This is a genomic window from Streptomyces sp. NPDC041796 (genome assembly GCF_055590785.1).
Window position 1 is genome coordinate 287952 of sequence record NZ_JBVJAH010000009.1, and the last position, 20780, is coordinate 308731.

At 72.1% G+C, this 20780-nt stretch carries 26 protein-coding genes; 16 read left to right on the forward strand and 10 right to left on the reverse strand.

Annotated elements, in window-relative coordinates; translation table 11 throughout:
• Positions 1-7 precede the first annotated feature (7 nt).
• From ACZ6C1_RS20625 to ACZ6C1_RS20640, 4 genes are all read right to left on the reverse strand, one after another.
• Positions 8-1768, reverse strand: a complete 1761-nt coding sequence (locus ACZ6C1_RS20625) for a transglycosylase domain-containing protein (RefSeq protein ID WP_469242557.1) — start codon at positions 1766-1768, stop codon at positions 8-10.
• A gap of 228 nt (positions 1769-1996) precedes the next feature.
• Positions 1997-2245, reverse strand: coding sequence for a hypothetical protein (locus ACZ6C1_RS20630; RefSeq protein ID WP_469242558.1), 249 nt, complete (start codon positions 2243-2245; stop codon positions 1997-1999).
• A 114-nt stretch (positions 2246-2359) separates the two neighbouring features.
• Entirely contained in the window at positions 2360-4591 is a 2232-nt protein-coding gene (locus tag ACZ6C1_RS20635; RefSeq protein ID WP_469242647.1) for a WD40/YVTN/BNR-like repeat-containing protein, read from the reverse strand.
• Between the two features lie 155 nt (positions 4592-4746).
• Positions 4747-5382 carry a maleylpyruvate isomerase family mycothiol-dependent enzyme gene (locus tag ACZ6C1_RS20640; RefSeq protein WP_469242559.1) on the reverse strand — a complete coding sequence of 212 codons (636 nt, stop codon included), beginning with the start codon at positions 5380-5382 and terminating at the stop codon, positions 4747-4749.
• Between the two features lie 71 nt (positions 5383-5453).
• Between ACZ6C1_RS20640 and ACZ6C1_RS20645 the strand changes: the two genes are divergently transcribed.
• Both ACZ6C1_RS20645 and ACZ6C1_RS20650 read left to right on the forward strand, forming a co-directional pair.
• Positions 5454-6356, forward strand: coding sequence for a LysR family transcriptional regulator (locus ACZ6C1_RS20645; protein WP_469242560.1), 903 nt, complete (start codon positions 5454-5456; stop codon positions 6354-6356).
• 93 nt (positions 6357-6449) lie between these two features.
• Positions 6450-7091 carry an NADPH-dependent F420 reductase gene (locus ACZ6C1_RS20650; RefSeq protein ID WP_469242561.1) on the forward strand — a complete coding sequence of 214 codons (642 nt, stop codon included), beginning with the start codon at positions 6450-6452 and terminating at the stop codon, positions 7089-7091.
• 31 nt (positions 7092-7122) lie between these two features.
• Here the strand turns inward: ACZ6C1_RS20650 and ACZ6C1_RS20655 are convergent, their stop codons facing one another.
• A complete protein-coding gene (locus tag ACZ6C1_RS20655) occupies positions 7123-7794 on the reverse strand; it encodes a formylglycine-generating enzyme family protein (protein ID WP_469242562.1) in 672 nt (223 codons plus the stop codon).
• A gap of 33 nt (positions 7795-7827) precedes the next feature.
• Complete coding sequence (locus ACZ6C1_RS20660) at positions 7828-8796, reverse strand: helix-turn-helix transcriptional regulator (protein WP_469242563.1); 969 nt, start codon at positions 8794-8796, stop codon at positions 7828-7830.
• A 105-nt stretch (positions 8797-8901) separates the two neighbouring features.
• On the opposite strand from ACZ6C1_RS20660, the gene ACZ6C1_RS20665 reads away from it, so the two are divergent.
• Both ACZ6C1_RS20665 and ACZ6C1_RS20670 read left to right on the forward strand, forming a co-directional pair.
• A complete protein-coding gene (locus ACZ6C1_RS20665; protein ID WP_469242564.1) occupies positions 8902-9309 on the forward strand; it encodes a DUF3224 domain-containing protein in 408 nt (135 codons plus the stop codon).
• A 118-nt stretch (positions 9310-9427) separates the two neighbouring features.
• Positions 9428-9889, forward strand: a complete 462-nt coding sequence (locus ACZ6C1_RS20670) for a hypothetical protein (protein ID WP_469242565.1) — start codon at positions 9428-9430, stop codon at positions 9887-9889.
• Between the two features lie 178 nt (positions 9890-10067).
• Here ACZ6C1_RS20670 and ACZ6C1_RS20675 read toward each other — a convergent pair whose 3' ends face one another.
• The gene (locus ACZ6C1_RS20675) at positions 10068-10532 is read right to left on the reverse strand and encodes an SRPBCC family protein (protein ID WP_469242566.1); all 465 of its coding nucleotides are present in this window, start codon (positions 10530-10532) and stop codon (positions 10068-10070) included.
• 198 nt (positions 10533-10730) lie between these two features.
• Positions 10731-11144: a hypothetical protein gene (locus ACZ6C1_RS20680; RefSeq protein WP_469242567.1), complete on the reverse strand. Its 414-nt coding sequence runs from the start codon at positions 11142-11144 to the stop codon at positions 10731-10733.
• A 324-nt stretch (positions 11145-11468) separates the two neighbouring features.
• On the opposite strand from ACZ6C1_RS20680, the gene ACZ6C1_RS20685 reads away from it, so the two are divergent.
• From ACZ6C1_RS20685 to ACZ6C1_RS20730, 10 genes are all read left to right on the forward strand, one after another.
• Positions 11469-12620 carry a sensor histidine kinase gene (locus ACZ6C1_RS20685; protein ID WP_469242568.1) on the forward strand — a complete coding sequence of 384 codons (1152 nt, stop codon included), beginning with the start codon at positions 11469-11471 and terminating at the stop codon, positions 12618-12620.
• A complete protein-coding gene (locus ACZ6C1_RS20690; RefSeq protein ID WP_469242569.1) occupies positions 12617-13285 on the forward strand; it encodes a response regulator in 669 nt (222 codons plus the stop codon). Before ACZ6C1_RS20685 ends, ACZ6C1_RS20690 begins: the two co-directional genes overlap by 4 nt.
• Positions 13286-13365: 80 nt before the next feature.
• Positions 13366-14739 (forward strand): S1 family peptidase, encoded by a 1374-nt coding sequence (locus ACZ6C1_RS20695; protein ID WP_469242570.1) that lies wholly within the window; start codon positions 13366-13368, stop codon positions 14737-14739.
• Between the two features lie 103 nt (positions 14740-14842).
• Positions 14843-15247, forward strand: a complete 405-nt coding sequence (locus ACZ6C1_RS20700; protein WP_469242571.1) for a hypothetical protein — start codon at positions 14843-14845, stop codon at positions 15245-15247.
• Between the two features lie 84 nt (positions 15248-15331).
• Positions 15332-15817, forward strand: coding sequence for a flavin reductase family protein (locus ACZ6C1_RS20705; RefSeq protein ID WP_469242572.1), 486 nt, complete (start codon positions 15332-15334; stop codon positions 15815-15817).
• A 77-nt stretch (positions 15818-15894) separates the two neighbouring features.
• Positions 15895-16134 (forward strand): hypothetical protein, encoded by a 240-nt coding sequence (locus ACZ6C1_RS20710; protein WP_351825321.1) that lies wholly within the window; start codon positions 15895-15897, stop codon positions 16132-16134.
• Positions 16134-16508, forward strand: a complete 375-nt coding sequence (locus tag ACZ6C1_RS20715) for a toxin Doc (RefSeq protein ID WP_469242573.1) — start codon at positions 16134-16136, stop codon at positions 16506-16508. The genes ACZ6C1_RS20710 and ACZ6C1_RS20715 overlap by 1 nt, the downstream gene beginning before the upstream one ends.
• Positions 16509-16621: 113 nt before the next feature.
• On the forward strand, positions 16622-17071 hold the full coding sequence (locus tag ACZ6C1_RS20720; protein ID WP_469242574.1) for a hypothetical protein: 450 nt from the start codon (positions 16622-16624) through the stop codon (positions 17069-17071).
• Between the two features lie 41 nt (positions 17072-17112).
• Entirely contained in the window at positions 17113-17934 is an 822-nt protein-coding gene (locus ACZ6C1_RS20725) for a PIG-L deacetylase family protein (RefSeq protein WP_469242575.1), read from the forward strand.
• Between the two features lie 131 nt (positions 17935-18065).
• Positions 18066-18563 (forward strand): phospholipase A2, encoded by a 498-nt coding sequence (locus tag ACZ6C1_RS20730; protein WP_469242576.1) that lies wholly within the window; start codon positions 18066-18068, stop codon positions 18561-18563.
• A gap of 25 nt (positions 18564-18588) precedes the next feature.
• On the opposite strand, the gene ACZ6C1_RS20735 is transcribed toward ACZ6C1_RS20730, so the two are convergent.
• Positions 18589-19131, reverse strand: a complete 543-nt coding sequence (locus tag ACZ6C1_RS20735) for a VanZ family protein (RefSeq protein WP_469242577.1) — start codon at positions 19129-19131, stop codon at positions 18589-18591.
• Positions 19132-19301: 170 nt separating this feature from the next.
• Between ACZ6C1_RS20735 and ACZ6C1_RS20740 the strand changes: the two genes are divergently transcribed.
• On the forward strand, positions 19302-19490 hold the full coding sequence (locus ACZ6C1_RS20740) for a DUF6381 family protein (RefSeq protein ID WP_469242578.1): 189 nt from the start codon (positions 19302-19304) through the stop codon (positions 19488-19490).
• 122 nt (positions 19491-19612) lie between these two features.
• Here the strand turns inward: ACZ6C1_RS20740 and ACZ6C1_RS20745 are convergent, their stop codons facing one another.
• Positions 19613-20041 carry an Asp23/Gls24 family envelope stress response protein gene (locus tag ACZ6C1_RS20745; RefSeq protein WP_469242579.1) on the reverse strand — a complete coding sequence of 143 codons (429 nt, stop codon included), beginning with the start codon at positions 20039-20041 and terminating at the stop codon, positions 19613-19615.
• A gap of 280 nt (positions 20042-20321) precedes the next feature.
• Between ACZ6C1_RS20745 and ACZ6C1_RS20750 the strand changes: the two genes are divergently transcribed.
• Entirely contained in the window at positions 20322-20525 is a 204-nt protein-coding gene (locus ACZ6C1_RS20750; RefSeq protein ID WP_469242580.1) for a cold-shock protein, read from the forward strand.
• Positions 20526-20780 lie beyond the last annotated feature (255 nt).

Genomic DNA, 20780 nt, shown 5'->3' on the forward strand with positions numbered 1-20780 from the left:
CGGGCCCCTACTCGGCCTCGCGTGACGCCGGGGAACCGGTCATGTACGACGACCACACCCGCAGCGGCAGGAAATCGGCCCGGTCCGACTCGCTCCCGCCCACGCCGTTCATGGGCAGCAGCCCCTCGGCACCGGGCCTGCTGCGGAACACCGTGACGGCCGTGGACAACCGACCGGTGTAGCCGACGAACCAGGACGCGGGAACCTCGTCCTCGGCACCGGTCCGGCCCGCGGCGACCGGGGGCAGGGCGCGGATGGCGTCGGGGGCCATGACGTCCACGGCCACGTCCCGCAGCGCTTCCGACACCTCACGCGCCACCTCCGCGTCCACCGCCTGCCGGGCGGCGGGCCGTTCCAGCCCCTCCAGCGGCGTGCCCAGGTGGCTCACCGCGGTGACGGAGTACGGGTCGGTCTGCCGTCCTTCGGCGGCGAACGTGGCGTACGCGCCCGCCATCCTGATCGCGCTGGGGGTCGACGTACCGACGGAGAAGGACGGCTCCAGGGGCGCCATGCTCAGCGGTAACAGGCCGGATCCGACCGCCAGATCACGCACCTTCCCCAGCCCCACCGCCTCGCCCAGCCGGCTGTAGAGACCGCTGTCGCCCCGGACCAGTGCCTGACGCAGCTCCGGAGGCGCGTCGTCGACGGAACCGACCCCGTGCTGGAGTGCCGCCGCGAGGACGAACGGGGTGAAGGCCGAACCCACCGGAACCCCCGCCGTGTCGGCGTTGTTGGTGAAGTGCTTGGTCGCGTCGGACCCGCCGTACAGCGCCAGGACCGCCCCGTCGCCCGGCCGGATCGACGCGGCGCCGATCTCCACGTCCCGGTCGGCGATCCGGCGGGCCGGGTCGAGCGACGTCTGCCGCACCTCCTCCACCGTCGCCCGCAGCCGCTCCACCTCCCGCTTGTCGAAGGTGGTACGGATCCGGTAACCGCCGCGCCCAAGCTGCTCGGTGGTCAGCCCCGTGCGGTTCTTGATGTACTTGTTCGCCACATCGACCAGATAGCCGATCTGACCGGACAGGTTGGTGGACACCGACTCCGGCCGGGGCTCGGGGAAGACGGTGTACTTCGCCCGCTCCGCCTTCGACATGTAGCCGAGCTCCACCTGACGGTCCAGGACGTACGCCCACCGTTCCACCGCCCGCCGGTGATGGGCCTCGCTCAGCGAGGGGTCGTACAGCTCACCGCCCTTGAGGAGGGCGGCCAGCAGGGCGCTGCGGGAGGGATCGAGGTCCTTGGCGTCCATGCCGTAGTACGCCACCGCCGCGGCCTGCACCCCGTAGGCGTTCCGGCCGAACCAGCTGGTGTTGAGGTAGCCCTGGAGGATCTCCTGCTTGGACAGCGACCGCGACAGCTTCACCGCCAGGCAGAGCTCGCGCAGCTTGCGGTCGAGGGTCTGGTCCTGGGTGAGGTACGTGTTCTTCACGTACTGCTGCGTGATGGTGGAACCGCCCTGCACCTCCCCGCCGCGCGCCATGTTCACCGCGGCCCTGGCCAGGCCGCGCACCGAGAACCCGGGGTCGCTGTAGAACGTGGCGTTCTCGGTGGCGACCACGGCGTTCTGCAGGGACGGCGGAATGTCGGACAGAGGCACGTTCTGCCGGTTGACCGGGCCGACACTCACCATCTGGGTACCGTCCGCCCAGTAGTACACATTGGCCTCGGCACGCGCGTACGCGTTCACGTCCGTGATCTGCACCGTGGAGTAGACGTATCCCACCAGTGCGGCGAGCGTGGCGAAGCCGAACAGCGTGAGGCCGAGCACCTGACGCCACGAAGGGACCCACCGCAGGAGCCCCCGGCGGCTCCGCCGCGGGTAGTCGATCCGGAACCGGCGGCCCCTTCCCGGCCGCCCGTGCGGAACCCACGCCTTCCGCCCCCAGCGACGCAGCACGGCTGATCGCCCCCCTTTCCGTACGGGTGACTTGCTCGTCCCCTACTACGGGACGCGGCTGCCACCCGTTCAGGCGGGCGTGGGGGAGAGGCGCCGACGTCAGTTGCCGAGGGGCAGGCCCGCGGGCAGACCACCGAGGAGGCCGCCGCCGACCGGCAGCGGGGACGCCTGGCCGGGGGAGTCGGGGGACGTGCTGAGCGGTCCCGTGCTGTTGAGGTCGGTCACGACGGGCGCGCCCACCGAGGCGGGCGGCTGCTCCCCGGCCACCGCCGGGGAGACCGCGGCGACGCTCGCGCCCGCGATCGAGGCGCAGACGGTGATCAGACGGGTGCGGGGGTGACGGGACATGACGTGCTCCTGTGGTCGAGGGGGGAATGGCCGGATCCAACGGCCGAAATGTGCAACGAACCGGACGGGCCGACGACACGGCCCGCCCCTCGCCCGCCCCCGCCCACCGGCCCGTCAGGGCGTGGTCAGTTCGTAGAACCCCCTCCCGAAGGTGGCCGCGACCAGACGGTGGTGGCCGGCGTCGTACTCGATGTCGTCCACCGGGACCGCCGGCATGCCCCGGCCGAGTCGGAACCACTGCCGCCCACCCGACACGGAGGCGAAGACCCCCTGGTCCGTGCCCGCGTACAGCAGCCGGCCGCGCCCGATGACGACGTCGTTGACGGGCGCGTCCGGAAGGTTGCCGGACAGGTCACGCCACCGCTTGCCGCCGTCGGTGCTGCCGTACACATGGGCGATCCGGGAGCCGGAGCGGTAGCCGGAGTGGGTGGTGATGACGCGGTCGGGGTCGGCCGGGTCGACGACGACCCGGGTCACCCAGGGACGGCCCTCGGCGAGCCTGGTCCACGTCGCGCCCAGGTCCTCGGTGACCCACACCCGGCCGTCGTCGGTGCCGGCGTAGACCGTCCGGCCGTCGCCCGCCGGGGCGATGGAGGTGATGGTCCCGTAGTTGGTGTAGACCGGGTCCGGGCCGGGGCCGCCCGACAGGTCCGGGCTGATCGCCCGCCAGGTCGCGCCGCCGTCCGTGGAGCGGTTGACCACCTCGGAGCCGTAGTACAGGACGTTCGGGTCCCGGGGGTCGAAGACCACGGGCGTGAACCAGTTGCGCCGCTTGAAGACCGTCCTGTCGGCGAAGTACGTGAGGGTGTCACCGCCGTCCGTGGACCGGAAGCAGTTTCCGTACTGGTAGCAGGCGAATACCTTGTTCACGTCGGTCGGGTCGATGAGGTTCTCCTCCCCGTCCCCGCCGAGGTACTCGTTGAAGCCGTCACCGCCCCAGGAACGCAGCGAGCCGTTGTCCTGGGAGCCGCCCGAGACGCGTGAGGTGTCCTGCGGGCTGATGGCCGCGCTGTAGAGCTGGGTGTACGGCTCGTGGCGGGCCTTGACCCAGCCGCCGTCCCCGTTCGCGTCCGACCGGTAGACGCCGCCGTCGTTGCCCAGGTAGACACGGCCCGGCCGGCGCGGGTCCCAGACCATCGCGTGCTGGTCCACGTGGATGGTCGAATCGTCGGACGTCCAGGTCGTGCCCCCGTCCTTCGAGGTCATCAGTGGCACGCCCGCCACATGCACGTGCCTGGCGTCCATCGGGTCGGCCCACACCTTCCCGAACCACCAGCCGAAGCTCGACTGGGAGCCGGTGAGTTTCTCGTCCGGCGGGGTCCGGCTCCAGGTGTCCCCTCCGTCGGCCGAGGTGTAGAAGCCCTCGAAGGGGCCGCTCGTCCTGGTGACGATGGCGTAGAGCCTGTCCCCCGCCACCGACAGACCGATCCGCCCCACGTCCGGCCCCTGCGGGGGCAGACCGCCGCCGAGCCGCTGCCAGGTATTCCCTCCGTCGCCGCTGCGGAAGACACCCGAACCGACACCGCCGTAGGTGCGCAGCTCAGGTGTACGGCGGTGGTCCCACAGCACGGCGTACACCTCGTCGCCCCGCACGAACACCTCGGTGGCGCCGGTGAATTCGTTCTGCCCGGCCAGGATCCGGCGCCAGGTGTTCCCGCCGTCGTCCGAACGGTACACGCCGCGGTCACCACCGCCGTTGTAGAGCGAGCCGGCCGCGGCGACGTAGATCCGCCGCGGGTCGCCGGGGTCCACCGTGATGGCGCTGATGGCGCCGGAGTCGCGCAGCCCGATGGGCCGCCAGTGGGCGCCGCCGTCGGTGCTGCGGTAGAGGCCCGTTCCCTCGTACGTGATGCTGCCGCCACCCGGATTGGGCTCGCCGGTCCCGGCGTACAGGGTGCCGTCGGGCGCCGTGGCGATGGTTCCCATGGCCTGGGTGAGGCCGTCCGGCCAGGCGGAGGTGAACGTCTGCCCGGCGTCCGTGCTGCGCCACACTCCGCCACTGGCCGCGGCGGCGTACACGGTGTCGGCCCGCCGGGGGTCGAGCGCCAGCGACACGATGCGCCCGCCGATGTTCGTCGGCCCGACGGACCTCCAGCGCCCGCCCACCGTGGGTAACCGGCGTGCCTGCGCGGCGGCGTCCTCGTGGGCGTGGCGTGGAATCGACTGTCCCGGCAGTGTTTTCTGCAGGTACCGGTACTCGGCCGGCGCGGCGGGCCCCCGGACGGGCCGGTACACGTCGGGCGGGCCGGGTGGCGCGGCCGTCGCGGCCACGGGTGCCGCGAGGACGGCGACGCCCGTGAGCGGTGCCAGGACCAGGTGGAGCAGACGTCTGCGCAGGAACCGCATGGGCACCCTCTCGTCGTCATGGACACGGCTGTCCGAGCCGTGCCGACGCTACGAGAGGGACCAGGGCAACAGAAGGGCGCACACCGGACTTTGTGGCGGCCGTGCCCCGTGGTGCGGTTGCCCGCCGGACGGGCGGGACACCGGCCGTCCCCTCCTCATGCCGAGACGAAACGGTCCAGGTCCTCACCGCGCAGCCGGCCCGGTGGCAGTCTCCGGCCGAACGCGACCAGCAGGAGATCCTGCGCCGCGCCGTGGAGCGGGGTCCCCGTGCCGAAGGACCAGTCGAGGTCGTCGGCGTGGAGCCGGACACCGTCCAGCCGGGCCCCGAAGAACCGCGCACTTCGCGGGGTGACGCTCTCCAGGAGCACGCGGACACGGTCCTCCGGTACGCGGCGGTCGAGGCCGAGCGCGACGGTGATGTCCAGGCCGTGGACGACGTCGTGGCCGAGCGCCGAGACGATGCCGCCGACCGGTGGCGTCCAGGGGTGTTCCGCGTTGTCCCGGAGGAACGCGGCGAGCCGGCGCTCGGAGAAGGCAGCCGCGTCCCGGCGGGCGCAGCGGTCGGTCATCCGGTGAAGACTGCCGTGCGCCTTGACGAGTTCGGCCAGCGTGCGCGGGAGGGAGTGGCGGAAGCCCATCGACATATGGGCCGCGACCTCCCGTACGCGCCATCCGGCACACAGCGTCGGCGCGTCCCACGACGCGACGGGCAGAGCGTCCAACAGGGCCGCGAGCTCCCTGCGTTCGGCCGCGATGGCGGACGTGATGCGACGACGGGTCGTGATCTCCATGGCTCCCAGCGTCGCCCCGGCCCGGCCATAAGTCCAAGAGACAGTTCTTCTGATGCCTAGAATCGGCGCTTATGGATCTTCGGCAACTGCGGTACTTCGTCACGGTGGTGGAGGAGGCCAACTTCACCCGCGCCGCCGCCCGTCTGCACCTGGCCCAGCCGGGCGTGAGCGCCCGCATCCGTCAGCTCGAGAAGGAACTCGGGCAGCCGCTGCTGGACCGCTCCGGCCGGTCGGTGACCCTCACGGAAGTGGGTGAGGCCGTACTGCCGTACGCGCGGGCCGCGCTCGCCGCCGCCGACGGGGTGCGCAAGACCGTGGAGGAGTTCACCGGCCTGCTGCGCGGGCAGGTCAGGCTGGGCCTCATCCCGGGCGCCGACACCGACGAGTTCGACGTGGCCGCGGTCCTGGCCGACTTCCACGACGCCCACCCTCAGGTCGAGATATCCCTCACCGAGGACACCTCGCAGCGCATGCTCGGCGCCCTGCACCGCGGGGAACTGGACATCGCCCTGGTCGGTCTCGCGGACGAGCACCCCCCGCCCGGCACCTCCGCCCAGATCGTCGTCGACGAACCCCTGGTCGCCGCCGTCGCACCCGGCGACCCCCTGCTCACCGACCCCGACCGCACCTGCGTCCCGGTCGGCGCGCTCCGCGACCGCCCGCTGATCAGCCTGCCGCGCGGCACCGGCCTGCGCGGCGTCCTCGACGGCGCGTGCGCGGAGGCGGGTTTCCAGCCCCGGATCGCCTTCGAGGCCGCCGCCCCGGCACTCCTGGCCCGGCTCGCGGCCCGCGGCCTCGGCGTCGCCGTGCTCCCGGCGCTCCCACCCGAGGCGGTATCGGCCCTGCGGCTGCGAACGCTGCCGATCACCGACCCGCCCCTGCGCGGCCGGGTCGCCCTGACCTGGCGCACACACGGCCCGGCAAGCCCCGCCGCCAGGGCCCTCCTGGGCCGGCTGCGCACGGTTTTCGCCTGAGGGGTGCGCGACCGGAGAACTACGTCCATGGTGCCGGTCCGCCCCGGCCCACGGTCCGATTCGCCGCGCCGGCACGGCGGTTAGCGTCACACCATGCGTATAGGACTGCTGGGCACAGGAAACGTCGCACGAGCACTCGCCCACGGCTGGAGCGCCGCCGGGCACGAGGTGCTCCTGGGGTCACGGCGGCCCGACGACCGGAAGGACCTCCCTCTCCCCGTGGCCGGATTGAGCGAGACAGCCGCCCACGCCGAGGTACTGGTCAACGCCACACCCGGGACCGTCTCCGTGGAACTCCTGCACTCCATCGGGGCACCGGCGCTGGCCGGCACCCCGCTCATCGATGTCGGGGTCGGCCTCTCCGACGACTTCACCGAACTCTCGCACCCCAACAGCAGCCTGGGCGAACAGATCCAGGAGGCCTTCCCGCTCACCCCCGTCGTCAAGACGCTGTGCACGATGGACTCCACCGTGATGACCGCACCCGGCTCCCTCGACGGCCCGAGCACCGTCTTCCTCTCCGGCGACGACGCCGAAGCGAAGAGGACCACCGGCCGGCTGCTCACCGACCTGGGCTGGCCCCCCTCGTCCCAGCTGGACATCGGTGGCATCACCACCGCACGGGGGCAGGAGCACTTCGCCCTGCTCTTCATGGGCATCGCGGGCGGTCTCGGCACCCACACGTTCAACATCAACGTGGTCCCCCTGCCCGCCGCCCGGCCCGGGGCGGCCTGACCGGACGCGCGCGCCGACCGGTGGCGCGGCCTCACAGGGACCGCGCCACCCGGAACCCCACGTCGTCGATCCGCAGGGTCGGGTGGCTGCGGCGGCGCACCGACGCGCGGCAGCTCCAGTGTTCGTCGAACCACCCGCCGCCCCGCAGCACCCGGTAGGTGCCGTAGACCTCGGGGTCGTAGAGGTCCCAGCACCACTCCCACACATTGCCCAGCATGTCGTACAGGCCCCACGCGTTGGGCAGTCTGCCGCCCACGTCGTGGATTCGGTCCCGTGCGTTCCCGCGGTGCCAGGCGATCTCGTCCAGCGGCCCGTACCGCGCCCCGGTCGTACCGGCACGGCACGCGTGCTCCCACTCGGCCTCTGTGGGGAGCCGGTAGCCGTCGGAGAATACGTCCCACTCGACGTCGTGGGTGTCCGTACCCAGGCGGTACGCGGGTGCCAGACCCTCCCGCTCGGACAGGGCGTTGCAGAAACGCACCGCGTCCCACCAGGACACGTCCCCGACCGGCGGGCCGTCACCGCCCGGGGTCTCGCCGGGCCGCCCGCCGGTGACGTCGGCGTACCCCGCCCGGGTGACGGGGAACGCCCCGAGCCGGTAGGGCGCCAGGTCGACCGGCCAGCTCCGCCGGGTCCGCCGGTCCGACAGCGTCACCCGTCCCGCCGGCACGGTGACCATCGTGGTGTCCCCGTTCACATCCATGATCGGATGAGCCTACCGGCCCCAGCCGTGCGTTCAGGGCGCCGCGTACCGGTTCGCCAGGACGGCGACGGCCTCGGCGATCGCCCGCCGCAGCTCCGGGGGACCGAGCACCTCCGCCTCCGTCCCGAGCCTCAGCAGGTCACCGACCGCGACGGACTCCGTCTCGACGGGCAGCTCCACGCGTACCCAGCCGTCCTGGTCGGGCGGCCCCGCGCCTTCCAGGGCCCGCGCGCCCACCGCACCGAAATGCATGGGCAGCAGCCGCTGCGCCCGGGGCGAGATCCGCAGCCGGGCGGTTCCCCGGTGCAGCGCGGCCTCGAGGCGCCGGGAGGACTCCTCCCAGTAGGCCGCCAGATCGAACCCCGCCGGTCGCTCGAAGACCTCCCCCGTCGGCTCCACGTCCAGGAACCGCGCGATCCGGTAGGTCCGCACGGCCTCGTCCGCCACCGCCACCACGTACCAGATGCCGCCCTTGAGGACGACGCCCAGCGGCCGCAGCTCCCGGTGCACCTCACCACCCCAACGCCGGTAGTGGGTCCGCAGCACCCGCTGCTCCCACACCGCCCCGGCGATCGCCTCCAGATACGGGACGGGATCCGCGTCCCGGAACCAGGCCGGCGCGTCCAGGTGGAACCGGTCCTGAACGCGGCGCGCCTGTTCCGCCGGTCCGGCCGGGAGAGCGGCCTGCAACTTCAGCTGCGCGGTCGCGAGCACCGCGCCCAGGCCGAGGTCGCGCGCGGGGCCGGGCGCCCCGGCGAGGAAGAGGGAGCTCGCCTCGGCGCCGGAGAGCCCGGTCAGCCGCGTGCGGTACCCGTCCATCAGCCGGTACCCGCCCTCCGGCCCCCGCTCGGCGTGGACCGGGACGCCCGACGCGCCGAGCGCCTCGATGTCCCGGTAGACCGTACGGACCGACACCTCCAGTTCCGCGGCCAGCTCGGGCGCGGTCATCCGCCCGCGGTTCTGGAGCAGCAACAGCAGGGAGAGAAGCCGGTCGGCACGCATGGGGCCATTGTCGCGCCCTACCTGACAGAAGGTGTCATGTACCGCGCCCAGACTGATCGCACACCGCGGGGCACGAGCCCGGAGCGGCCGATCGAGAGGACACCCATGCCCACGCAGACCACCGGTCACTTCACCTTCGCCGACTGGCAGGAACGTCCGGCGGGGCCCGGCGAAACCAGCCCGAGGCTCGCCCACGCCTCGGTGACCAACACCTTCACCGGCGGCATCGAAGCCCCCTCCACCACGTGCGCCTACACCATCGCCTACGCCACGGAGACGACCGGTTCGTTCGCGGGGATGGAGCTGCTGAACGGCCGGGTCGACGGGCGCAAGGGAACCTTCGTCGTCGAGGAGCGCGGTTCCTTCGACCCCGACGGCACCGTCCGTTGCACCTTCGAGGTGGTCGCCGGAACAGCCACCGGAGACCTGACGGGGCTGCGAGGAACCGGCTCCTTCACCACCAGGCACGGCGAACCGTCCGTCGCCTACGTCTTCGACTACGACCTGGACTGACACGCGGTCAGTCCGGAGGGCGAGGCCGAGGGCCGCCGGCCCTCGATCATTGACCTGATCTCGAGCGCGGTCGTAGGGTGCATATCACCCACACGCCGATCGCTCATTGGGCGTCCCCATGGTTCTTCCGGCTCTCGCATCACCTGCCCGCCGCGCCGCTGCCTTCGCCGGTTCGGTCCTCCTGGCCTCAGGCCTCGCGTTCACGCTGTCGGCGTGCGGCTCCGGTGACCCACCGGCGGGCCGGCAGGCCGGCGGGCCGGCCGCCGCGGTGTCCCTGGAACTCACCGGCGCTTCCCTGGCCGATGCGGTGAAGGCCCAGGCCACGGCCGTGCACAAGAAGGCGGCGGTGCACCAGGAAGCCGGGCCCGAGGTCTGCACCACCGACCCGGCCGTCCGGGCGGCCTGCCGGAACCCGAGCGGCACGATCGACCCCCACGGGGGAGACCTGGACGGCGACGGCGTCTTCGAGGCGCATGAGCCCGTCGGCCCCGGCCACAAGGACCCCCGCGCGTACGACGGTGGCAGGACGTCCGGCGAAACGCAGTGCGAGTGGCTGCGCTCCCGGGGCATGACCTGCTGACCCGGCGCCCGCCCAGGGCGTGGCCTCCGGATCACCGGACGCCGCTCCCTGCTCCGGCCCGATCCGGCTGACACGCCGCGGGGCCGGAGGGAGAGGGATGAGCGGATACAGCTCCGCTTCCCTCCGCCTCCGGCCCCGGTCAGGTCCCGGTCGGGCTCGGCCCGTCGTCGCCGGCCCCTCAGCTTTCGCCCGGCCTGATGCGGCCGCGCCAGCCGCCGGATTCGCCGCCCTGGCGTTCGATGTAGTCCTTGAACCGCCGCATGTCGCCCTTCACGCGCCGGTCGATCGTCCCGGTGAGATCCGCGGCCTTCTCCGCCATACCGCTGGTCTCCACGTCCATCACCAGCTCCACGCGCGTGTGCGTGTCGTCCAGGCGCTGGAAGCTGACCACACCCTTCTGGTGGGTGTCGCCGCTGATCGTCCTCCACGCGATCCGCTCGTCGGGGAGCTGGTCGACGATCTCGGTGTCGAACTCGCGCCGCACCCCACCGATCTTGGTCTTCCAGTGGTTGTGGCGGTCGTCGACCTGGACGACCTCCTCCACACCCTCCATGAACTGCGGAAACTCCTCGAACATCGTCCACTGGTTGTACGCGGTGTGGACGGGGACCTCGACCTCGACCGCTTCCTTTACCCTGCTCATCAGCGTCTCCTCGTTCCCGGTCTGCGGCGCGGCAGGGGCCTGCCGCGCACGTCGGCCGGTGGTGCGGGTACCCGCCCACGTGGATCTATGCGTGCCGGATCGTGAGCGACGGATCGATGAGCGCCCGTCCGGTCGCGTGACGGTGCCCCGCCCTCCTCCCCCAGGAGGGCGGGGCACCGGCATACCCCCGTCGGTGGATCAGCCCCGGACGTTCTTGAGCAGCACCTTCACGTCATGCCCCTTGTGCCAGCCGGTGTCCACGAGCGGGCTGTGGTGGCTCTCGGTGCCCCAGACGTAGTACTTCTCCCACGACTGGTGCCACCGGCCGTTCAGGTTGGATCCGGTGGCCGTGTAAACCTGGGCGACCTTGCCGTCGCGGCGGTTGTCCCAGATGTAGAGCTGGGCCTTGGTCTGCGTGTTCAGACCGCTGTACCGGTCGCACTCGCGGTACTTGACCCCCGCGGCGTTGTCGTCGACCTGGATGGTCCGCCACGCCGTGCACGCCGCGGCCACGCCGACGTCCGACGGGGTGGCCGCGACGGCCGGCGGCACCAGTGCGGCGGTGGCCGCGGCGGCGAGCACCACCGCACCCAGCGCCATACGGCTGCCCACGGGCACAGTGCCTACGTTCCCGACGCGTTCCTTCGTTGTGCGTGCGTTCACCCTGCGCAGGTTCATGTCGTGTCATTCCTTTCCGACGACCACGAGCCCGGTCCCCAGTCGGGTCCCCCGAAGGTCCGTGGTCCCGGCGGCCGCGGTGGTCTGCCGCGGCGCCGTGGTGCTGGTGCAAGAACCTACGGAGGCCGGTCCGCCGCGTCGTCCCACGTCGGTTCGACATTCGCGGCCTCCCGCGGCGGTAGGCCCGGGAAACCTGCAACTTCCGCGGTACGGCGAGGGGTTGACGTAACGCCTCGGCGGCCGGGTTACGCTGCGGCGATGCGGATCCGCCCCCTTGTCGCCGACGTACTGATCACGGTGGCGCTGACCGGCGTGGCCGTGCTGCTCGGGCAGGAGGCCACGAGCCAGGGGTGGCCCGCGCTCGGCCTCGCCGGCCACCTGCTGGTGGGGCTGGTCAACCTGCCGGTCGTGGTGCGCGGCAGGGCGCCCGTCGCCGTCTGTCTCTTCGTGCTGGCGATGTGGACCGTGTACGTCACCGCCGGCTACTGGCCCGTGGTGAACTCCTTCGCCCCCATGCTCACCGTCTACACGGTCGCCTCCCTGCGTCCCCTGCGCACCGCCGCCGCCTGCGCGGCCCTGATGAGCGCCGTGTGGATCTACGCGGGCCTCGTCAGCGACCGTGCCGCCATGCCGTCGGTCGTCGGCCAGGCCATTGGCTTCTCCCTGGTCCTGGTCCGCTTCGGGCATGTGGCCCGTCGCACGGCCGAACTGGCCCGTCGGCTGCGGGCCGAGCAGGAGGAGCGGGCCCGGCGCGAGGTCGCCGAGGAACGCGGCCGGATCGCCCGTGAACTGCACGACGTGGTCGCCCACCACATGTCGGTGATCTCCGTGCAGGTGGGGCTGGCCCGCTTCGTCTTCGACTCCGACCCCGGCACGGCCCGCACCGCCCTCGGCACCATCGCCGGCACCAGCGCGGAGGCCCTGGAGGAACTGCGGCGCGTGCTGCAGGTGCTGCGCGCCGACGGGGACGGCGCCCCGGCCGCGCCCATGCCGGGCCTCGCCCGCCTGGAGGAGACCGCCGAGCGCGTACGGGCCGGGGGAGTGCCGGTCGAGCTGCGCGTCGACGGTACGCCGCGCCCGCTGCCGCCGGGCGTCGACCTGTGTGCGTACCGGGTCGTCCAGGAGGCCCTGACGAACGTACTGAAACATGCGCCGGGCTCCCGCGCGCTGGTGGAGGTTCACTACCGGCCGCACCATGTGGCGGTGTCGGTCACGGACGACGGAGAGGGGGTGATTCAGGACAGAGTGCGGGAGGGCGGCGGACATGGCTTGATCGGGATGCGGGAGCGGGCCAAGCTGTACGGGGGGACGATCAGCATCGGCCCGAGGAGCGAGGGGGGATTCGCCGTCAGGCTGACCCTGCCGACCTCCACCCGGACCGCACGGCAGGGAGACGGCACGACGGAATGACCAGGGTGCTCGTCGTCGACGACCAGTACCTCATCCGGGCAGGCCTGGTGGGGCTGTTGCGTGCCGCGCCCGGGATGGAGGTCGTGGGGGAGGCCGGTGACGGCGAGGAGGCCGTCGCGCTGGTGGCCGAAACCCGCCCGGACGTGGTGCTGATGGACATCAGGATGCCCGGCATGGGCGGCATCGCGGCCACGGAGAGGATCCTCGCCGACGCCCCGGACCCGGCTCCCAAGGTCCTCGTGCTGACCACCTTCGACCTGGACGAGTACGTGTACGGGGCGCTGCGCGCGGGCGCCTCCGGCTTCCTGCTCAAGGACTCCGGGCCCGAGCGGCTGCTCGCCGCGGTCGCCGCCGTCGGCGGGGGCGACGCGCTCTTCGCGCCCAGTGTCACCCGGCGACTGGTCGAGGCGTACGCGCGGCAGGCCGTCCCCGGGGATCGCCAACCGCCCCCGGCCCTGGACGTGTTGACCGGACGGGAGACAGAGGTGCTGCGGCTGACCGCGCGCGGCCTCAGCAACCAGGAGATCGCCGGCGAGCTGTTCATCAGCGAGGCCACCGTCAAGACGCACCTGAACCGCGCCATGAACAAACTGGGCCTGGACAGCCGGGCGCAGGCCGTCGTGGTGGCGTACGAGACGGGCCTGGTGACACCCGGCGGCGGCTGACCCGGTGAACCGAACGGTGCGGCGGCACGTATGGGAGGGCGACCTTCTGTTTCGCACCGGTACGGCATTGGGGGCCATGGATGAAGCACGGGCGGCGCACTCTCCGGCGGGCCATCAGGCTGGCGGCCGTCGGAGGGCTGCTCTGCGGCGGGCTGATGGTGTCGCACGCGGTCGCGGGTGAGACACCCACGGGCGGCCGCACGGCTGTCGACGGTGCCGCCCCGCCCGCCGGTGTGGCGGCGGATCTCGTCGCGCGGCTGGGGACTTCGCGTACCGCCGGAAGCTGGATCGGGGCCGACGGCCGTCCGGTGGTCGCGGTGACCGACGACGCCACGGCCGCCGAGGTCCGGCGGGCGGGGGCGCGGGCCGAGGTGAAGCGGCACAGCATGGAAGACCTCAGTTCGGCGACCGAGACCCTGGAGCGGGCGCCCAGAGTGCCGGGCACCGCTTGGGTGGTGGACTACGCCTCCAACCAGGTGAAGGTCTATGCCGACCGCAGCGTCTCCGCCGCCGACTGGTCGCGCATGTCCGACGTCGCCCACCGGGCGGGTGACTTCGTCCGCATGCAGCGGACCCAGGGCGAGTTCACCACCCGCATCAATGGCGCGGTCCCCATCTTCAACGGCACCGGCCGCTGCTCCGTGGGCTTCAACGTCACCGACGGCCAGGACAACTTCATCCTGACGGCCGGGCATTGCGGTCCGGAGGGCACCCGCTGGTTCAGTGGCGACCAGGGACTCGACGGGCAGATCGGTACGACCGTCTCCCAGAGTTTCCCGGGCAAGGACTTCTCCCTGGTCCGGTACGAGGACCGCGACGCCTTCGACGGGTCCAACGCCGTGGACATCGGCGAGGGCCGGAGCGTGCCCGTCATCGGCGCGGCCGACCCCGTCGTCGGGCAGGAGGTCTTCCGCAGCGGCAGCACCACAGGGCTGCGCTCGGGCCGGGTGACCGCGCTGAACGCCACGGTGAACTACCGCGAGGGCACGGTGACCGGACTGATCGCGACCACGGTCTGCGCCGAGCCCGGGGACAGCGGAGGGCCCCTGCTCGCGGAAGGCCTCGCGCTGGGCGTGACCTCGGGCGGCAACGGCGACTGCGTCGAGGGTGGCATGACGTTCTTCCAGCCCGTGACCTCGGCCCTGACCGCGCTGGGCGTACGGGTCATCGACGGGCGCCTGGCGGCCGACCGGGGCACTGTCGCAGCTCCGTCCACGCCTCCGTCCACCCCTCCGTCCCCCGCCGGCGCCGCGCCGCCCGCCCAGGCCGCCGCACCGCCGGGCGGTGGCTCCGGGCGCCGGACGGTCACCGCGATCGTGAGCGTGGGTGAGCTCATCCCGGGCCTCGGCGTCATCGGCGTGAGCCTGGTCGCCCTCCTCGCCGTCGGCCGTCTCCTGTCGGAGCGCGCCGACCGCGACCACCTCCGCGAGCACTACTCCCAGCACTGGGGTTGACGCTGGATGGATTATCTGGTTCGTATCGAATAATCCGGTTATCGACCTACGTGCTTATGGTGAGCCCGCTGAAGCCACCCCCCTACGCTTGGGAGACATAGCAATGGGTCAGTTCGCACGTACCTGGGGCGCCGGAATCTCCGCCGCCGCGCTGATCGCCGGCTCGGTCGGGACGGCCGTGGCGGTCTCGTCCCCGTCGTCCGCGCCGAACAAGCCGGCCGCCACCGCACTCACGACCGCGTCCGCCACCGCCACGGTGAAGAGCGTGAGAGCGTGGCAGCAGTTCCGTATCCGCGGCGTCGTCAAGAGCCTGCGGCCGGGCAGCAAGGTCATCCTGCAGCAGAAGCAGAACCGGCGCTGGGTGACCCTCCCCGCCTCCATGAACACGACCTCCCGCTCCACCTACAGCATGCGCGTCATGCTCGGCCTGAAGGGCCACAACAAGCTGCGCCTCGTCGACAGCCGCAAGCGCGTCGTCTCGCCGGTCATCAACGTCTGGGTGCGCTAGGGAGCGTCCCCGGTCCGGCTCCCGGGCTCGCCCGCCGCTGAGGCAACGCGAGCCCGGCCCGGTGCGGCAGGCTAGTGTCGACCTGTGGCTCAACTCGACGCGTTCAGCGATCTGCTGGACTATCCGATGTACGTCGTGACAGCCGAGGCCGGCGGTGAGCGGGCCGGCTGTCTCGTCGGCTTCGCCTCGCAGTGCTCCATCCACCCGCCCCGCTTCGCCGTATGGCTGTCCGTCGCCAACCGGACCTACCGGGTGGCACGGCAGGCCGGCCATCTCGCCGTTCACCTCCTCCTCCGCGAACAGGATGAACTGGCCCGGCTGTTCGGCCAGGAGACCGGGGACGAGATCGACAAGTTCCAGGAAGTCGCCTGGCGGCCGGGCCACGGCGGGGCGCCCGTGCTGCCCGACGCCTGCGCCTGGTTCGTCGGCCGGGTGCACGGCCGCATCGACGGGGGTGACCACGTGGGCTTCCTGCTCGACCCCGTCGAGGCCTCCCCGCCGGTGCCGGGGCGGCCCGCCCTCACCATGTTCAGCGACGTCGCGGGGCTCTCGCCGGGCCACCCGGCATGACGGTGCCGACGGACGCCCGGCGGCCCTCCCCCCGCGACCCCTGGCCGGTCAGGTACCTACTAGGTACCATGAGGGTTATGCCGTCCCTGAACATCACCTTCACCGACGAGGAGCTGGAGGAGGTCCGCGCCGCGGCGGCCGCCGAAGGCAAATCGCTCAAGCAGTACGTCCACGACCTGCCCCTCCGGGAGCGTCAGCGGCGCCAGTTCGTCCGCTACGCCGTCTCCTGGGGCGAGGCCCACCGCGCCGAGTTCGACGAGGCCTTCCCCGACGAGATCCCGAGGGCCGAGGGCCGAAGGGGAGGCGCGGCCGCCTGATGGTGTTCTACGTCGACGTCCCCTGGCTCCTGGACGTTCAGGAGCAGGCGGTCCCCGAGGACGTGTCCGTCGCGGACTACTCCGCCCTCGTCGCGGCCGTCGCCCGGCACAAGACCCGCATCCCACGCCCCACCACGGCCGAACCCGACCCGGCCTGGCGCGCGGCCGCCCTCCTGCACACCCTCGTGCGCCTCCAGCCGCTGCCGCACCGCAACTCCCTGTACGCCTGCCAGGTCGCCGTCGCCTACATGCACGCCTCCGGTGAGGGCATCGACGCCCCGTACGGGGCGCTCGTGGAGCTGGTCCGCGACATCCAGGCGGCGAAGGCCACCGTCTACCAGGCGGCGGACCGCATCCGGGGCTGGCGGATCTGAACCCGCCCGCGAGCGGCTGATGCCTCCGAACCGGCCCGCGGCCGCCGTGTGGGTGCCGGTTGCCGCGGGTATGCCCCTCATGTCGGTCATGGGGCCTTGGGGTGGGGGCGCGCGTGCCATCGCAGAACTCTGCCGGACCTTCCGGAACTCCGGCTCACCGTCAGCTCGATCAGGAGATCGCGGCGCTGTTCGAGGAGTACCGGACGCTGCGCGAGGAAGTCGCGTTACGCGTCGCGTCCCGCATGCACATGATCGGCTTCGCCGGTGTCATCTCGGCCCTGCTCGCGGTCTCCAACCGGCTCACCTTCGGCGCCCTCAACCTGTACATCGCCGGCCTCGTCCTCATCCTGGCGGTCCTGTGGCTGCGCGGGGTCAACCTGGCGATCCAGCGCATAGGGCGACACCTGCGCGGCGTCGAAGCCCGCATCAACTCCCTGGCCGCCCAGGCATGGGGCACACCGGAAGACGTCCTCACCTGGGAAACCCGCATACAGGTCGGTCGCCGCAAGGTGCGCAGGCTGCCGCGCTGGGCCAGCCGGCTGGGGGGCTGGTACGTGACGTAAGCCCGCGGACAAGGGGGGCGAGTAGGGCAGGATGTGACTCCATGGCAACTGTCTTGGCCTTCCACGCTCATCCCGACGACGAGGTGCTGATGACGGGGGGCACGCTCGCCCGGGCGGCAGCCGAAGGACACCGCGTCGTGATCGTCGTCGCCACGGACGGCGAGATGGGCCCCTCCCCAGAGCACGGGGAGCCGCCCCGTCTGGCGGAACTGCGGAGGAGCGCGGCGCTGCTCGGGGCCGCGCGTGTGGTGCACCTGGGGTACGCGGACAGCGGGAACGGCGAGGTGCTGCCACCCGATCCGCCGGACCGGTCCCGTTTCGTACGCGCGGACCCCGGCGAAGCCGCCGAGCGCCTGGCCGCGATCCTCCGGGCGGAGCGGACCGACGTGCTCCTCAGCTACGACGCCAACGGCGGATACGGCCACCGTGACCACGTCAGGGTGCACCAGGTCGGCCGGCGCGCCGCCGAGATCGCGGGCGTGCAGCGGCTGCTGGAGGCGACGATGCCGCAGGACCTGGTGGCCGGTCTGACGAGGCTGGTCGACCGGTTGCGCCTTCCGCTGCGCGTCGACGCCGTCTCCCGTACCGCGTACAGCCCCCGTTCGGCGATCACGCACCGGGTCGACGTGCGCCGGTACGCCTCGCAGAAGCGGGCAGCCCTCGCCGCCCATCGGTCGCAGGTGAACGGAAGCGGGCGGCTGGCCCCGGTCCTGCGCGCACTGGTGCGGCTCCCGGCGCCCCTCTTCGGACTGGTACTGGGTCGGGAGTGGTTCGTCGACGCCACCGGAGGCTCCACGTCCGAGGCCCTCAAGGACCTGTTCCGCCCGGCGCGGCACGGTGCCACCACCCGTGGCGGGGCGTGACACGGCTCCCTCCCCGGTTCCGGCCGGCGTTCCTTCCTCGTACAGGGGACCCTCAGCAACTTCGCATCCGGCTGATCGTTTGCAGTCGTGGGCGGGCCCCCTCCGCCCACGACCGACCACCTGGAGGCCCGATGCGCAGGAAGCTCTCGACCACCTTCGCCGCGCTCGCTTTCGCTGCCACCACCGCCCTGAGCGGTGTCGTCGCCACAGCCGGCACCGGCGTCGCCGCCGACTCCACGCCCGCCGTCGCCGACCCGGCCGTGCGCGAACAGGCGGACCGGATCATGAACCTCACCTACCGGGAGTTCGCTCGAACCCCACGGGTCGAGCCGTTCAACTGGACGACCGACGGCTGCTCCGTACCCAACGGCTACGCCCCGTACAGCGAGGTGTTCCGCCCCGCCTGTGTCCAGCACGACTTCGGGTACCGGAACTACGGCGCCAACCACGAACTGAGGCTCAGCCCCACCCGGGAGACCAAGAACTGGATCGACAGCAGGTTCCGCACCGAGATGGAGCGGGTCTGCCAGGACACCTACTTCACCCCCCTGGCCCACATCAACTGCGTGAACGCCGCCCAGGCGTACCACCTGGCCGTCGGCTTCGGAGGTGACCCGGCGTTCTTCTGAGTGCGGCCGGACGGAAGTGCCGCCGCTAGCGCTCGGTCGGCGTCGTCGCCCGCTTGGTGAAGCGGTGCCACCAGTGGTGACGCCTGGGGTGTACGGCCCTGCCGAGCCGGCGGCCGATCAGCAGGTAACCCAGCAGGGCGCCCGACGTGTTGAGCAGGACGTCATCGATGTCGAAGGCCCGCCCCGTGATCAGGGCGCCCTGCACCAGCTCGACCAGCAGCATCACCAGTGCGGTGACCACGGCCACCCGCAGCAGCCCGCGAGCCTTGGGCACCAGCACCGGCAGGAGCACGCCGAAGGGGACGCCCAGCAGGACGTTGCCGCCGAGTTGCTTGACCGTGTCCCGGAGAGCGGGCTGCGCGAGATAGTCGCGGATGGAGTCTCCCGGGCGCAGATTGCTGTGGGTCAGCGGCTCGGAGGCGGCCGACGGCTCCAGGGTCAGCCGGGCCAGCACCACGGCGAAGGCCACCATCGCCGCGAAGGCCAGCAGCATCGCCACCACCCGGCCCCACCGGGGCGCCCCCCGCCGGTCCTCCGCCACCTTGTCGCGCAGCACGGTCCGCGCCATCACAAGCCCCCCACTCGGGTCGGTCTGCCTGAGCTTCCGTTACCCCCGACTCGGCGCGGCACGCGCCGGTAACGTTGAGTGACGGTCCGGGATGCGGATGCGGAGAGGCAGTGTTTGTCTGATCTGGCCCGGCCCTCGAGGCACCCCGACCAGACGGAAAGCAGGGACCCATGAGCATCGCGGACGAACCCAGCAGCCGGATCCAGCAGATGCGCTCCAAGGCGCAGGAGTTGGAGCAGGCCGCGGAACGCGCCACCGACCCGGACGACAGCCAGCGGCTGCGGGACAAGGCTCGTCGCCTCAGGGAGCAGAGCGAGCAGGAGCGTGGCATCTCGGGCGGGAACATCGACCCCATGTAGCGGTCGCGGCGCCCTCACGGCAGGCAGCGGTACCGGCCCATCGCCGGCCTGCTGCCTGCCCGTCGGCGCGAAGGGGCCTCGCTGCCGCCCGTCACGAGGCCGACGGGCGCGGCCCGCCGGGACTACCGAACGCGTCCCTCGCGTGTCTCCTCGTCCTCCTCCTCGGGCAGATGGACGTCGTCCACGGCGATGTTCACCTCGACCACTTCCAGGCCCGTCATACGCTCCACCGCCTCGATGACGTTCTCGCGGACGGCGCCGGCCAGGTCCACTATGGGCACGCCGTACTCGACGACGACTTCGAGGTCGACGGCGCTCTGGCGCTCGCCGACTTCCACCTTGACGCCGCGCGTGACGCTCGCGCGGCCACCGGGGACGCGGTCCCGTACGGCTCCCACGGTGCGGGCGAGCCCGCCGCCGAGGGAGTAGACACCGTCCACCTCTCGGGCCGCCATTCCGGCGATCTTCACCACGACCCCGTCCGCGATGGTCGTCCTGCCCCGGGCCGCCGGGTCGGCAGTGGGGGTTCTCGAACCGCTCGGCTCCGTCATGGGGAAGCCACCTCCTCGACGTGCGGAATTGGGGGGATCCCTTCTTCCAGCGTGCCCTCGGCATAGGTCCCGCGCCACGCGGGGGCGCGCGACACACGGCCACGGTGTGCGCTGCGTAGCAGGCCGACCACTGTTCGGGTACGGTCGGACGCAGAGAAGTCGTGGTTCCGAAGTGTGCGCCCGTGATCGCGATCACGGGCGTTCGTGCTGTCACACCCCATGTCGGGCCCGCACTCTCCGGGCCCGCACGGTGCGGGCCGTTCAGGCATAGGAGGCCGGTATGGCTACTGGAACGGTCAAGTGGTTCAACAGCGAGAAGGGCTTCGGCTTCATCGCCCAGGACGGCGGCGGGCCGGACGTCTTCGCCCACTACTCCAACATCACCGGTGCCGGTTACCGGGAGCTGACCGAGGGGCAGAAGGTGTCGTTCGAGGTCACCGAAGGACGCAAGGGACCGCAGGCGGAGAACATCGTCTCCGCCTGACGCCCGGCCGGGACGACCACGACGGCACGGCACCGACCACAGTGCGGCCGCCGGGCACCGGTGTGGTCGTCCCACCGCCGCCTCATCACTCCCACCCGGCGTGATGACGCCCCACCCGAGCGCGGGGGGGGGGGGGGGGGGCCCCCCCCGGCGGGAACCGCCCCCAAAAAAGCCCAACGGGTGGCAAGAGACCTCCCCCCCCAGCGGGGTCCGGAACGGACACGCCCCCCTCCCGTTCCCCGGACCACACTGCTG